General features: G+C 67.1%; 13 protein-coding genes and 1 pseudogene. 5 read left to right on the top strand and 9 right to left on the bottom strand.

What is annotated here, in order from left to right; translation table 11 throughout:
- Together QOI01_RS32200 and QOI01_RS32195 are read right to left on the bottom strand one after the other, a co-directional pair.
- The coding region (locus tag QOI01_RS32200) for an NCS1 family nucleobase:cation symporter-1 (RefSeq protein ID WP_526387642.1) at positions 1-1,499 on the bottom strand (1,499 nt) is incomplete at its 3' end.
- A 102-nt stretch (positions 1,500-1,601) separates the two neighbouring features.
- Positions 1,602-2,345: a GntR family transcriptional regulator gene (locus tag QOI01_RS32195; RefSeq protein ID WP_526387640.1), complete on the bottom strand. Its 744-nt coding sequence runs from the start codon at positions 2,343-2,345 to the stop codon at positions 1,602-1,604.
- 163 nt (positions 2,346-2,508) lie between these two features.
- On the opposite strand from QOI01_RS32195, the gene QOI01_RS32190 reads away from it, so the two are divergent.
- Positions 2,509-3,828: a carotenoid oxygenase family protein gene (locus QOI01_RS32190; RefSeq protein WP_526387644.1), complete on the top strand. Its 1,320-nt coding sequence runs from the start codon at positions 2,509-2,511 to the stop codon at positions 3,826-3,828.
- 11 nt (positions 3,829-3,839) lie between these two features.
- Here the strand turns inward: QOI01_RS32190 and QOI01_RS32185 are convergent, their stop codons facing one another.
- Positions 3,840-4,304 (bottom strand): hypothetical protein, encoded by a 465-nt coding sequence (locus QOI01_RS32185; RefSeq protein WP_526387638.1) that lies wholly within the window; start codon positions 4,302-4,304, stop codon positions 3,840-3,842.
- 151 nt (positions 4,305-4,455) lie between these two features.
- Between QOI01_RS32185 and QOI01_RS32180 the strand changes: the two genes are divergently transcribed.
- Together QOI01_RS32180 and QOI01_RS32175 are read left to right on the top strand one after the other, a co-directional pair.
- Positions 4,456-4,839 carry a hypothetical protein gene (locus QOI01_RS32180; protein ID WP_526387636.1) on the top strand — a complete coding sequence of 128 codons (384 nt, stop codon included), beginning with the start codon at positions 4,456-4,458 and terminating at the stop codon, positions 4,837-4,839.
- Position 4,840: 1 nt separating this feature from the next.
- On the top strand, positions 4,841-6,016 hold the full coding sequence (locus QOI01_RS32175; protein ID WP_526387634.1) for a cation:proton antiporter: 1,176 nt from the start codon (positions 4,841-4,843) through the stop codon (positions 6,014-6,016).
- Here the strand turns inward: QOI01_RS32175 and QOI01_RS32170 are convergent.
- Positions 5,979-6,914, bottom strand: a complete 936-nt coding sequence (locus QOI01_RS32170; RefSeq protein ID WP_526387632.1) for a helix-turn-helix transcriptional regulator — start codon at positions 6,912-6,914, stop codon at positions 5,979-5,981. The genes QOI01_RS32175 and QOI01_RS32170 overlap by 38 nt on opposite strands.
- Here QOI01_RS32170 and QOI01_RS32165 point away from each other — a divergent pair.
- Positions 6,823-7,404 (top strand): annotated as a pseudogene (locus QOI01_RS32165) (anthrone oxygenase family protein); the annotation flags it as partial. The gene QOI01_RS32170 and the pseudogene QOI01_RS32165 overlap by 92 nt on opposite strands.
- Here the strand turns inward: QOI01_RS32165 and lfrA are convergent.
- The 3 genes from lfrA to QOI01_RS32150 are packed head-to-tail and all read right to left on the bottom strand — an operon-like array spanning position 7,316 to position 10,550.
- Entirely contained in the window at positions 7,316-9,004 is a 1,689-nt protein-coding gene (lfrA, locus tag QOI01_RS32160) for an efflux MFS transporter LfrA (RefSeq protein WP_526387630.1), read from the bottom strand. The pseudogene QOI01_RS32165 and the gene lfrA overlap by 89 nt on opposite strands.
- Before the next feature lie 43 nt (positions 9,005-9,047).
- On the bottom strand, positions 9,048-9,620 hold the full coding sequence (locus QOI01_RS32155; protein ID WP_526387628.1) for a TetR/AcrR family transcriptional regulator: 573 nt from the start codon (positions 9,618-9,620) through the stop codon (positions 9,048-9,050).
- A gap of 48 nt (positions 9,621-9,668) precedes the next feature.
- Positions 9,669-10,550: an RDD family protein gene (locus QOI01_RS32150; protein ID WP_526387626.1), complete on the bottom strand. Its 882-nt coding sequence runs from the start codon at positions 10,548-10,550 to the stop codon at positions 9,669-9,671.
- Between the two features lie 27 nt (positions 10,551-10,577).
- Here QOI01_RS32150 and QOI01_RS32145 point away from each other — a divergent pair, with 27 nt between their 5' ends.
- Positions 10,578-11,570 carry a stage II sporulation protein M gene (locus QOI01_RS32145; protein ID WP_526387624.1) on the top strand — a complete coding sequence of 331 codons (993 nt, stop codon included), beginning with the start codon at positions 10,578-10,580 and terminating at the stop codon, positions 11,568-11,570.
- Positions 11,571-11,652: 82 nt separating this feature from the next.
- Here the strand turns inward: QOI01_RS32145 and QOI01_RS32140 are convergent, their stop codons facing one another.
- Together QOI01_RS32140 and QOI01_RS32135 are read right to left on the bottom strand one after the other, a co-directional pair.
- On the bottom strand, positions 11,653-12,975 hold the full coding sequence (locus tag QOI01_RS32140; RefSeq protein ID WP_526387622.1) for a DUF58 domain-containing protein: 1,323 nt from the start codon (positions 12,973-12,975) through the stop codon (positions 11,653-11,655).
- The coding region (locus tag QOI01_RS32135) for an AAA family ATPase (RefSeq protein ID WP_526387620.1) at positions 12,975-13,729 on the bottom strand (755 nt) is incomplete at its 5' end. The genes QOI01_RS32135 and QOI01_RS32140, both read right to left, overlap by 1 nt.

The following is a 13,729-nucleotide window of genomic DNA, read 5'->3' as shown; positions in this document are numbered from 1 at the left end:
CCGCGCGTCGCCAGCACGTAGTACAGGGCGAAGGCCACCCCGCAGCCGATGAACCAGCTGTACTGCGCCGCGCCTGCCATTCCGAAGGCGACGCCCCCGAGCAGGACGGGGAGCACAGCCAGGATCGCGCCCACCAGTGTCGCGACCACGGCGACGGGGTTATACCCGCCCTGGTACCGGTAGTTGGAGGTCTTGGACATGCTGAACAGGTCGTCGACGACGATCTTCTGCTTGCGAACCAGGTAGAAGTCGGCGATCAGGACGCCGAACAACGGCCCGATGAAGGCGCCAAGCGTCTCCAACGTGTAGTGGATGACCTCGGGGTTGCTGTAGAGATTCCACGGCGTCAGGAGCACCGAGCCGACGGCGGCGATCATGCCGCCCATCCGCCAGCTGATCTTCTGCGGGCTGACGTTCGAGAAGTCGAACGCGGGCGAGATGAAGTTGGCGACGATGTTGATGCCGATCGTCGCGATGGAGAACGTCAACGCGCCCAACACGATTGCGGTGACGCTGTCGATCCGGGCGACGGTGGCGACCGGATCGGTGAGCAGTTCGCCGAACACGGGAACCGTCGCAGCCGCCGTGACGACGACGAGCAGTGAGAACACCAGGAAGTTGACCGGAAGACCGAGGAAGTTGCCCTTCTTCACAGCGGCGAAGTTCTTGCCGTAGCGGGCGAAGTCGCCGAAGTTCAGCATCGGGCCGGAGAAGTACGACACCACCAGCGCGATCGCACCGAGCATGATGACCAGCGTGTTGCCCTTCTTCTCACCGCCGAGGCTGAGGCTGACGTGCCAGCCCGATTTCCACAGCAGGTAGCCGCACAGGACGAACATCACGACGTAGACGGCGGGGCCGCAGAAGTCGATGAACTTTCGGATCGATTCCATGCCGCGCCAGAAGACGGCGGCCTGAAGGATCCACAGCAGGGTGAAGCTGCCCCATCCGAGCAGCGACAGGCCCGTGAAGCCGTACTGCTCGACGTCGGCGTACGGCGCCAACCCTGGGAACAGCTTGAGCAGTACGACGTCCAGCGCCGCCGACGCTAGGTAGGTCTGAATTCCGTACCACGCCACCGCGATCAGGCCGCGGATGATCGCCGGGATGTTGGCGCCGAGCACGCCGAACGGACTGCGGCACACCACCGGATAGGGGACGCCGGCCTGCTGGCTGGGCTTGGCGACCAGGTTGCAGAGGAAGTAGACGATGACGATGCCCACCAGAAGGGCGATGAGCACCTGCCAGCTCGCCAGGCCGAGTGCGAAGAGGCTGCCCGCCGTGACGTAACCGCCGACACTGTGTACGTCGGACATCCAGAACGCGAAGATGTTGTACGTCGACCACGACTGCTTGGCGAGTGGCGCGAGGTCCTCGTTGGTCAACCGCGGGTCGTAATAATCCTTGACCAGCCCACTGCCGACCGGATGGCCTGCGGCTTCGACGACGTCGCCCGCGGCGACCACGGCGCTGGGCGGTGGCTCTTTGACGTCGGTCATTGCTAGCTCCTGATCTGCGTGCAAATGATGCAAAGCGATTGGGAAGAAGCTAGCGACGAGTTGTTGCAGGGCCGTTGCGCCGAAAATATATCTTCTTTGCGTTCAGCCGTCGTCGCCCGCGACGAGACCCGAATCGGCGGGCAGGGTGGCCACGACCTCGTTGAGGATGCGGTGGTGGGCGGCGCTCGACGCAAGCAGTCGGTCGACGTCTCTGGCGAGGAAGGCATCGAGCAACTCGCGGTGATCCTCGTGCAGCCGTGCGCGCTGCGAATGCTCGACGTGCACCATGACCTGGACGGGTTCGGTGATGTTCCAAGCGGATTCGAGCATGTGGATCAGTCTCAGCATGCCCGACGGTCGGGTCAGGCCCATGTGGAAGAGCCGGCTCTGCCGGTGGTACGCCTGCGGATCGTCTTCCGTCACGGCATCTTCCAGAAGCCGGTTGACCTCCCTGACGTGTGCGCGTTCGTCGTCGGTAGCGCGGACGACTGCCGCAGCTAGCGCGGCCGATTCCAGCGTCTCGCGAACGATGTACATCTCGGCGAGCTCGCTGGCGGTCAACTGAGCGACCGCGTAACCGATGTTGGTCTGGTGTGCGACCAGACCCTCGCCGGTCAGCGTCTTGAGGCTTTCCCGGACGGGAATGGCGCTGACACCGAAGAGGTCCGCGACTTCGCTGACCGGAATCGGTGTGCCCGGCGGCACTGCGCCGTCGAGGATCACGCGCCGCAGTTCGTCGACGATGGTCTGCTGCGAGCGACTGCCACGGTTCACCCTCGGTTCTCCCGTCGGTTCGCTCGCCCAGGCGAGCTTGAACAGCAGCGCGGAGTGGCGGCGGGCCGACATTTCGTCATCCTCCTACGTTTCCGTCAGCTCCGTTCAGTCAACTACATTCCACTATTGACATGTCATTGGTGGAGTGTCATCGTTGGGAGACCAACCCACAGCCCAGGGAGCATCCGACATGACCGACACCCACACCGAATCGGCGGACGTGCGAGAAGCCGAAATGTTCGGCACCGGCCAGTTCTACCAACGGGGAAACTACGCGCCCGTCGCCGACGAACTCACTGAATTCGACCTGCTCGTCGAGGGAACGATTCCCCGGGAACTCGACGGCTGGTACCTACGCAACGGGCCCAACCCACGTCAGTCCACCGGGCACTGGTTCACCGGCGACGGCATGATCCACGGCATCCGCGTCGAGAACGGCCGCGCGGCCTGGTACCGCAACCGCTGGGTCCGCACCGACAGCTTCGAGAAGGACTTTCCCCTGTACAACGCCGACGGCACGCGCAATCTGCGCTCCGCAGTCGCCAACACCCACGTCGTCAGCCACGCAGGGAAGACCCTGGCGCTGGTCGAGTCGTCTCTGCCCTACGAGATCACCAATGATCTGGAGACCGTCGGCGCGTACGACTTCGGTGGCAAGTTGGTGGACTCCATGACCGCGCACCCCAAGATCTGCCCCACCACCGGCGAGATGCACTTCTTCGGGTACGGCAACACGTCCGAGCCGTACGTCACGTACCACCGGGTGGACGCGAACGGGGAGCTGACCGTCAACCGCCCGGTCGACGTCAAGGCGCTGACGATGATGCACGACTTCGCGCTCACCGCCGGGCACGTGATCTTCATGGACCTGCCCGTCGTGTTCAACATGGACATCGCGGTCAACGGCAAGGGCGACATGCCCTACCGCTGGGACGACAACTACGGAGCGCGACTCGGCGTCATGCGCCGCGACGATCCGTACGGTCCGATCCGCTGGTTCGAGATCGACCCGTGCTACGTCTTCCACGTCGCCAACGCGTACGACTCGGGCAATTCCATTGTCCTGCAAGCGGTCCGGTACCCGGAGCTGTGGCGCGAGCACGGCGGCTTCGACGTCGACGCGGTGATGTGGACCTGGACGATCGATCTGCAGACGGGCACCGTCAGCGGGCAGCAACTGGACGACCACGCCGTGGAATTCCCCAGGATCGACGACCGGCTGGCCGGCCTTCCCGCGCGGTACGCCGTGTCGGTCGGTAGCGACAAACTGGTTCGCCACGACTTGAGCACGGGGGCCGCCGTGGAGCATCCGTTCGGCACCGCGGCAAGCCCAGGCGTGCCGGGAGAGGCGGTCTTCGTTCCATCGACGGGGTCCGCGGACGGGGGCTCCGACGAATTGGCCGGCTACTACCTCGGCTACGTCTACGACTCCGTCAGGAACGGAAGCGATCTGGTGATCCTGGACGCGTCCGACTTCGCGGGTGATCCGGTGGCGACGATCAAGTTGCCGCACCGGGTGCCGTTCGGCTTCCACGGCAACTGGATCAGCCCGTAGGCAGAGGCTGTTCAACGCGCGGCCGGAACCACCTTGGTGATGGCCGCGCGCTCGTCGAGCAGCCGATCGACCACGGCGCTCGCTGGCTTCCCACCGAACGCGCGTGGCGTCGAGCGCACAGCAGCTAGGAGAAGTCGGAGCTCCTGATCGACGACACTTACGTCCCGGATACCTCCGGACATCATCGCGAGCTTGAACATCGGGTTGTCGGCTCGGTGATCCAGCTGGCACAGCCACGAGAACCACGACTGCAGATGGCTGAAGTAGATTGCGCGCACCTCTGGTCGGTCACCGTGGCAAGCGAGCCATCCGATGATGTCGACGGTTTGCGCGGTGACCGGTGATGCGCCGATCTCGCGGGCGAACTGCATGACGCCAAGCACGCGGCTCCTGATGACGTTCCGGTCAGATCGGCCGGCGGCATGCTGCCACAGCATCCAATCGACGATCAACGGATCCGGGAGTCGAATGATCACACCGCTTACCCTTGCTGATACTGGCAGGGACCGCAATCACGCGGGCTTACTGCGGCTTGTGGAGTTTGAGCGGCGGTGAGCGCCGGTCAGACTCCACAAATCACTGGGGCAGCCATGCCTGGTTGGCGGCCACCCGGTTTATGGTGTCCGGATGGCGGTCAAGTGGCTTGATGCCCCCGAGGTTCACGACTACGACGCCGCGGCGGACTACCTGAGTCTGGTGAGTGAAGTCGACACCACGTCGAAGACGGTGGATGCGCTCAGGACTGCCGACACGTCACTGCGCAAGGCCAAGGACATCCTGCGGGCAGCACGGCTCGCGCTGCTGCCAGCGACGAACCTGCATGTGAAGACCGATCTCGCGAAGATCGCTGCGGGAAAGAAGCTTTCACCGATCCTGTTGGTACGGGGGAAGGCCATCGATGGCGTCGCACTGGAGATCGCGGACGGTTACCACCGCGTCTGTGCGAGCTACCTGACCGACGAGAACACCACGATCCCCTGCCGCTTGGTGTCGTGGCAGACGCCGGGCTGAGATGACGCAATTCGGGTTCGGCACCCTGGCGCTGCTCGTTGTGGTGGGCCTGATCGGCCCGATGCTGGCATCGGTGCCGCGGCTGCGGGTCCCGTCGGTCGTCGGCGAACTGCTCGTCGGGATCGTGCTCGGCAAGACCGGTCTGGGAGTCATCGACCACACCGATCCGACCTTCGAACTGCTCGCCAACATCGGCTTCGCCCTGGTGATGTTCGTGGTCGGAACGCACGTGCCCGTCCGCGACGGCGCCATGCGCTCGGCGGCGCCTGCGGCCTTGGTACGGGCCGTCCTGGTCGGTGCGGTCGCAGCAGTTCTCGGCGTGGGACTCGCGACGGTCTTCGACACCGGGCACGCCGCCCTCTATGGAGTTCTGATGGCGTCGTCGTCGGCGGCCCTCGCCCTGCCCATCATCGACGGGCTACGGTTGTCCGGGCCGCCGGTGCTCTCGGTGACCGCCCAGATCGCCGTGGCCGACACGGCGTGCATCGTGTTGCTGCCCTTGATGATCGACCCAGCGCGGGCGCCGCGGGCGGCACTCGGCGCGGCGGCCATCGCGGTGTGCGCGGCGGTGTTGTTCGTGGTGTTGCGCTGGGCCAACGCCAGAGGGCTGCGCAAGCGCCTGCACGAGTATTCCGAGAAGCACGAGTTCGCCCTCGAACTACGGATCAGCCTCGCGATACTGTTCGGGCTGGCATGGCTGGCGATCACCACCCACGTCTCGATCATGTTGGCCGGCTTCGCGCTTGGTCTGGTGGTCGCCGCCATCGGTGAGCCACGTCGGCTGGCGCGTCAGCTGTTCGGCATCACCGAGGGATTCTTTGCGCCGCTGTTCTTCCTCTGGTTGGGCGCCTCGCTGCAGATACGCGATCTCGGTGCGCATCCGCAGCTCATCCTGCTCGGTCTCGCGCTGGGAGTCGGTGCGATCCTCGCCCACGCGGCCGGCCGGCTACTCAAACAGCCACTGACGCTCGCCGTGCTGTCGGCGGCCCAACTCGGCGTGCCCGTCGCGGCTGCCACCGTCGGTACCGAGGAACACCTGTTGCTGGCCGGCGAGCCGGCGGCGCTCATGCTCGGGGCGATCGTCACCATCGCGGCCACCTCGGTGGCGGGCGTGCTCGCCGGGCGAGCCACCAAGGGTTCTAACCCGACAGCTGAGCGCGATGCGTGTTCGGGCTGACCCCGTAGGCGCGCTTGAACGCACTGCTCAGTGCGAACGGCGTGCTGTAGCCCACCCGACGGGCGACCGACGCGAGCGTTCCTCCGTTCGTCCTCAGCAGGTCGGCGGCCAGCGCCAGTCGCCAGCCGGTGAGGAAGGCGATCGGTGGTTCACCGACCTGCTCGTTGAACCTGCGGGCGAACACCGCGCGTGAACTGCCAACGGCGGCAGCGAGATTGGCCACCGTCCAGCGATGCTCGGGATTGTTGTAGATGAGGCGGAGCGCGGGACCGACCAGAGGGTCGTGCTCGGCGTGCCACCAGGTGGGTGCCTGCTCGTCACGGTCGAACCAAGTGCGCAACACGTCCATCAGGAGCAGGTCCAGCAGCCGGTCGAGGTAGGCCTCCTGTCCTGGTCCGTCCCGCCCGGCCTCCCCGACGAGCAGCTCGACCAGCGGGGAGTGCCATTTGTCGCCGCGGAGCACCAGCACCGTCGGAAGTGCGTTCAACAGGCGGGCACTGACCTCGCTTCGGCCCTGGTAGGCGCAGATCACCGCGCGGTGTGAGCCCGCCGCCGTGTTGCCCCAGGTGCGCACCCCCACCGACATCTCGAAGCGGAGGTCCTCCCCGCCCAGCGTCGTGCATCTGTTGCCGGGATGGACGACCACCTGCGGTTCGGTCGCCGCATCGTCGGCGAAGAGGTAGCGCTCGACACCCCGGGCGACGGCGACGTCCCCGGGCCGCACGTCGAAGGTGTCGCCCGAGTCGGTCACGATGACGGCGTTGCCGTGCGTCATGCAGATCAGCGTCAACGGGGCGTCGTCCTGGATGCGCATCGACCAGGGTGGGTCCAGGGACAGACGCAGCACGAATGCGCCGCGGGCGCGAACTCCGTCGAGCAGTCCACCGAGGGCATCCACGGTGACCAAATCTAGACGATCGCGTATGGAAATAGTACGGAAGACGATGGATCGTCTAGGCAGGCGGCGGTTGAATATGGCCATGACAACGAGCCCCTACCTCATCGCCGCCGCCGCGGCCGCCGTGTCGAGCGCGGCCGTCGGGGGACTGTTCTACGCCTTCTCCACCATCGTGATGAAGGGACTGGACCGCACCGGGCCCGTCGACGCGATCACCGCCATGCGCGGTATGAACGCCGAGGCCCCTGCCAATGCACCGTTCCTGACGTTGTTCGTCGGCTCGGCGGTACTGGCCCTCGGCATCGGCATCGCCGCGCTGTTCCGGTTGTCGCAACCCGGCACCGGCTATGTGCTCGCCGGCGCGGTCCTCGGCATGGTGGCCTTCATCGTGACGTTCGCCCTCAACGTTCCGTTGAACAACCAACTGGACGCGGTCGATCCCGCCGGATTGTCCGCGGCCGACGCGCTGAGGGAGTGGCAGGCGTACCTCGGCCCGTGGACGGCCTGGAATCACGTTCGGACGGTGGCGTCGCTGCTGGGCTCGGTGCTGATCCTGATCGGCCTGCGGTACCGCTGACACCGCGGAACGCGAGTGCGACGACGGCGGCGGCGATCAGCGTGAGCAAGGCTGCGATGATCGCCGTCGGCGCGATCCCGGCGTCGAACGCCGTCCGTGCGGAGTCCAGGAGTCGCCCACTCAGCGCGGGAGGCAGAGTCTGAGCGACCGAGGTGGCACCGCCGATGCTCTCCCTGGCGTCGGCGATCTGTGCCTCCGTCAGACCGCCCGGAAGTTCAACGCTGGCACGGTAGTACGCGGTGAAGATGGTGCCGAGGGTGGCGGTGCCGACGACCGCGCCCAGTTCGTAGGCCGTCTCCGACACCGCGGACGCCGCACCGGACTTGGCGGGCGCCACGGAGGCCACGATGGTGTCGTTGGAGATGGTCTGCGAAATTCCCACCCCGATCTCCAGCACGATGAACGACACGATGATCGCGACCACCGTCAGGTCGTGCCGGAACAGCAGGATGGCCAGGAATCCGGCCGCGACGAGAACGAGCCCGACGATCATCAGCGCGTGCGGGGCGAACCGCTTCGCCATCGGGACCACGGCGATGCCCGCGACCATCGAGAGCAGGGCGCCCGGCAGCGTCACCAGACCAGCGGCCAGCGGGCTCAGACCGAGGACGAGCTGCAGATGCTGCGAGATGAAGAAGATGAACCCGATGAGTCCGACGATCGAAAGGAAGTTCGCCAGGATCGACGAGGTGAACGGGGCCGACCTGAACAGCTCGACGTCCAGCATCGGTGTGGCACTGCGCCGCTGACGCCGGACGAAGAGGAACCCGGATCCGACGCCGATCGCAAAGGCGGCCGCCGCGAACCCGGAGAACCCGTCGTGTGCGGCCGACTTGATGGCCCAAACGAGCGGAAGCATGGTCGTCAGCGACAGCAGCACGTTGACCGGGTCCAGTGGTCCCGGATTCGGATCCCGTGACTCGGGAACCAGCCGCGGCGCCAGCACCAACAGCGGGAGCAGGATCGGCACGGCCACCAGAAACACGGCACCCCAGTGGAAGCGTTGCAGCAGCGCGCCGCCGACGATCGGGCCGAGCGCCGATCCGGCGGTGAAGCACGACGCCCAGAGTGCGATGGCGAGCCTACGCGCGGATGCGTCGGTGAAGATGTTGCGGATCAGCGACAGCGTGGAGGGCATGAGCATCGCGCCGAAGACGCCGAGCAGAGCGCGCGCCGCGACCAGGTATTCGGCGCTGGGAGCGAACGCCGCCGCGGCGGACACCACGGCGAAGCCCGCCGCGCCGATCACGAGCAGGCGACGTCTGCCGATCCTGTCGCCAAGGCTGCCCATGGTCACCAGCAGTGCGGCCAGCACCAGCGAGTACACGTCGACGATCCACAACTGGGTGGTGGCGGCGGGACGGAACTCCTCGGCGATGCTGGGCAGCGCGAACGCAAGCACTGTGTTGTCGACAGCGATCAGCAGTACGGGCAACATGAGAACGGCGAGCGCGAACCAGGCGCGGCGCGGTGTGTTCGTGGACGTCGTCGCGACGTCCGCTTGGGTGGACATTCCTACTCCTGAGAACTACGCCCTGGTTTGAGAACCGTTGGTGTCAAGACTGATTCGGGTTGATGGTGCCGTGGGTGAGGCTGGCCATGATGGCGTCGACCACCTGGACGCGCGGGGTGCCCCGCTTCGCGGCGTCGTAGCCGGCGGTCAGGAGGGCCCAGAAGACCAGTCGCGGCCAGTCCGGCGGTCCTGCCGTACCCTGCGTGGCGGCTCGGTTGAGCACCTCGACGATGACCTCGTCGCCGGTGTCGAGTTCGGCCGCGATCTCGGGGTCCGAGGTGATGGTCGGTTCGTTGTAGATGAACGGGACGATCGGTCCGAGGTCGAGCTGGCACTCGACCACCCGGCGCAGCGCTTCGACCGGGGGCCCGCAATCGGGCTCCGCGTGCTCGATGGCCGCGTTGCTCAGCGCGTGTACGTGAAGCGCGACTGCGCGCAGCAGGTCCGAGCGCTCCGCGAAGTACCGGTGCAGCGTGCTGCGTCCGACCTCTGCGGCAGTGGCGATGTCGCCAAGCGATGCGGCGGGGTTCTCGGCGAGCACTGACGTCGCGGCATCGAGAATCGCCCTCCGGGTTCTCGAGCGCGGACCACCCTCGATCGGTAATGGTGCGCTCATGTGCCTCAGTCTAGCACAGCTTAATCAAAATGGGACAACTGTGTCCCATCAATCGGGCCGCGTGAACTCTTCCGACCTCGCGGGTGGCGGCGGACCCGTCCGGGTCACTGCCGGGCCGGGGTAGGCGAACTGCGGTGGCGCAGGCGGCATCGGACCGGGCCACGACGGCGGGGCAGCGGTGGGCCGCAGTCGCGCCAGCTCCCGGTTGTGCCGTTCGGCCAGAACGGCGGCCAACACGAGCGGTGCGGGCGCGCCGGCGGGCGGTGGCGGTGAGATCTGCGCGACCACCTCGGAGTAGATGTGGTACGCCATCTGATCCCGGAACGGCGGTTGCAACTGTGCTGCCCTGGAGAGGAACTGACGCGCCAGCTCGGCCTGCTCGGGGCGAAGCCCGGACAGCTGCAGCGACGACGCCCACCACGCCAACGCCGGCGGCATCGGAACGGGCCCAGCCATCTTCGGGCCGCGCTCGCTGATCACCAGGGTGCCGGCGAACACGTCGCCGATCCTCTTGCCCTTCGCCGACAGCATGCTGCAGATCACGGCAGGCCCCCCGGCGAACGTCCAGATCTCGATGAACCCGGACAGCGCGCGAAAGAGCGCCTGGCGGAACCGTTCTGGACCTCCGTCATCGGAGACGACGCGCAGGCCGAGGGCCATCTTGCCCAGTGACCGGCCCCTGGTCGTGGTCTCGAAGACGAGCGGATACCCGACGATGGCCAGGACCGTGAAGATGATGAGCACCGCCGCCGACAGGGCGTCGTCGAGGTCCGAGAGCGTGACGGCCCACAGCGTGACGCCGACGAGATAGCCGATGAAGATGACGGTGAGGTCGATCAACGCGGCCAGCGCGCGAACCGGCAACTGCGCGATCTGAACGTCGAGCACCACGGCGTCACCCGTGACCATCGACTCCGGCTGGGCCACCATGAACTCAACGCTACTAGTGTTTGCGGAGTGGACGTCGATGCCTTCGTGCTGGCCCACCGGCCGGCGTGGGACCGGCTCGAGCACCTGGTCAAGCGCCGCCGCAAACTGACGGGCGCCGAGGTCGACGAACTCGTGGACCTCTATCAGCGGGTGTCGACCCACCTGTCGATGGTGCGGAGCGACTCGACCGACTCGGTCCTGGTCGGCACGTTGTCGGGGTTGGTCGCCACCGCACGCGCAGCCGTCACCGGCGCCCATGCCCCCCTGTGGAGTGAGTTCGCCCGCTTCTGGACCGTGTCCTTCCCCGTCGCCGCCTACCGGTCCTGGCGGTGGTGGCTCTCCTGCGCCGTCGTGTTCTTCGCCGTCGCCACGGTCATCGGGACGTGGGTCGCAGGCAGTCCCGAGGTGCAGGCCACGGTCGGAACGCCATCGGACGTCGCCGAACTGGTCAACCACGAGTTCGCCTCGTACTACAGCGAGAATCCGGCGGGCTCGTTCGCGTTGCGCGTGTGGATCAACAACTCCTGGGTGGCCGCGCAGTGCATCGTCTACGCGATCTTCCTCGGCGTGCCGATTCCCTACGTTCTCTTTCAGAACGCCGCCAACCTGGGGGTGGTCGGCGGGCTGATGTTCGACGCAGGCAAAGCCGACGTCTTCCTCGGCTTGCTTGCCCCCCACGGGCTGCTCGAGCTGACCGCGGTGTTCCTCGCCGCGGCCGCGGGGATGCGACTCGGCTGGTCGGTCATCTCGCCCGGTGACCGCCCCCGCGGGCAGGTCCTCGCCGAGCAGGGCCGCGCCGTCGTGTCGGTCGCCGTCGGACTGGTGGTGGTCCTACTGGTGTCGGGTCTCATCGAGGCATTGGTCACGCCGTCCCCGCTGCCGACGGCTCTGCGCATCGCCATCGGCGTCGCGGCCGAGATCGCCTTCCTGACCTACGTGATTCACTTCGGGCGCAAGGCCGTCCGGGCCGGTGAGACCGGGGACATGGACGACGCGCCCGACGTTGTGCCGACCGGGTAGGAGCCTCGCGAGCAGTCGCAAAAACGCCCGACACGCCGACGAATTGGGCGACTTCGTGTCTGCTCGCGGAGGTAGCGGGACGCTACAGCTTGCCGCTGGCCTTCATCGCCAGGTAGCGGTCGGCCAAGGCCGGAGCCAGGTCGTCGGGCATCGCGTCGACCACGTCGACGCCGTGGCGCCGCAGGCGCGTGGCGATGGCGTTGCGGTCGTTGCGGGAACGCTCGGCCGCGGCCGCGTCGTACACCTGCGCGGCGTCGGCGCGTCCGGCTGCCAGCAGATCCACGCGGGGATCGCTGACGGCGGCGATCACCACCTGATGCCGTGACGAGAGTCGCGGCAGAACGCCCATCAATCCCTCGTCCAGCGCCGAGGGATTCAGGTCGGTCAGCAGAACCACCAGCGCACGCTGCCTGATGCGCCGCTGGATCGTCGCGACCATCGCAGGCGCGTTCGATTCGATCAACGCGGGCTGCAGCGGCGCCATCGCCTCGACGAGCTGAGGTAGCAGCTCGGTGCGAGTCGCGTTGTACACGCCCGCCCGTGGCACCCGGTCGTGCGCCACGAAGTCGACGTGATCGCCTGCCCGAGATGCCAACGCCGCCAACAACAGCGCGGCATCCATCGACCAGTCCAGCCGAGGCCAGCCGCTCGGGTCGCTCGCCGTCGGATCGACGCCGACGCGGCCCGCCGAGGTTCGTCCGGTGTCGAGGACGATGACGACCCGGCGGTCCCGTTCCGGCCTCCAGGTTCGGACGACGACATCCGCCCGCCGGGCCGTGGCACGCCAGTCGATCGAGCGGACGTCGTCACCGACGACGTACTCCCGTAGCGAGTCGAATTCGGTGCCCTTGCCGCGGATCAACACCGGGATCGCGCCGTCGAGCTCGCGCAGCTTGGCCAGCCGGGACGGAAGGTGCTTGCGCGAGAGGAATGGGGGAAGTATCCGTACCTGCGAAGGCACGCGGTGTGAGCACTGCCTGCCTGCCAGCCCGAGCGGCCCGAGTGAGCGCGCGGTGACCAGCGCCGAGACCTGGTCACCGCGACGGATGGGCCGCAGCGTCGTGTTCACTCGAAGTCGTTGTCCCGCAGCGACATGCACCTCGTGGGTGCGTGGTTCGGCACGGGCCGACGGTGCCCAGGCGTCACGCACCCGGCCGCGGAACTCCCGTCGTCCAGGGTTCTCGATGATCAATGCGGCGTCGACGGGCTCGCCCAGCCGGGCCGCGCCGTCACCAAGCCTGCTGAAGCGCAGCCGTCTGGCGCTCGCCGCCAACACCACGTCGATCGCGACCGCCAGCAGGAGCAGGCCAAGCAGGACCACGAATGCCACTGCAGGCCAAGGCGAGACGCCGACCGGCAATACGCAGATCGCAGCCACCAGGCCGATGCGGCCGGTGAGCACCACTAGCGCGGTACCTGCACCGCGGACAGGATGCCGTCGAGAACGCCATCGGGGTTGGCTCCCTCGAGCTCCGCTTCCGGGCGTAGGGCGATGCGATGCCGCAACGTCGGACGCGCCATCGCCTTCACGTCGTCGGGAGTCACGTAGTTGCGGCCCGACAGCCACGCCCATGACCTCGCGGTGGCCAGCAGAGCCGTCGCGCCGCGGGGCGAGACACCGAGTTGCAACGACGGGGAACGCCTCGTCGCCCCTGCGATGTCGACGATGTAGCCCATCACCTCGTCGGCCACCAGGACCTGACGCACGCCGTCGCGGGCCGCTGCCAGCTCCGCCGGACCCGCCACCGGTCGAACGGCTGAGAGGTCCCTCGGGTCGAAACCGCGTGCATGCCTGGACAGGATGGCGATCTCCTGATCCCGCGGCGGCAGCGGCACGTTGAGCTTCAGCAGGAAGCGGTCGAGCTGCGCCTCCGGCAGCTGGTAGGTGCCCTCGTACTCGATCGGGTTCTGCGTCGCCGCGACGATGAAGGGGTCGGGCAGCGGCCTTGGCTCGCCGTCGACGCTGACCTGACGCTCCTCCATGGCCTCGAGCAGCGCCGCCTGCGTCTTCGGCGGCGTCCGGTTGATCTCGTCGGCCAGTAGCAGATTGGTGAACACCGGGCCTGCGCGGAACTCGAACTCGGCGGTGCGGGCGTCGTAGACCAACGATCCCGTCACGTCGCCAGGCATCAGGTCTGGGGTGAACTGCACGCGCTTGA

It is taken from the genome of Mycobacterium sp. (assembly GCF_032162605.1).
GTDB lineage: Bacteria > Actinomycetota > Actinomycetes > Mycobacteriales > Mycobacteriaceae > Mycobacterium.
The sequence above is the reverse complement of the archived record's forward strand: the minus strand, read 5'-3'. Positions and strand labels throughout refer to the sequence as shown.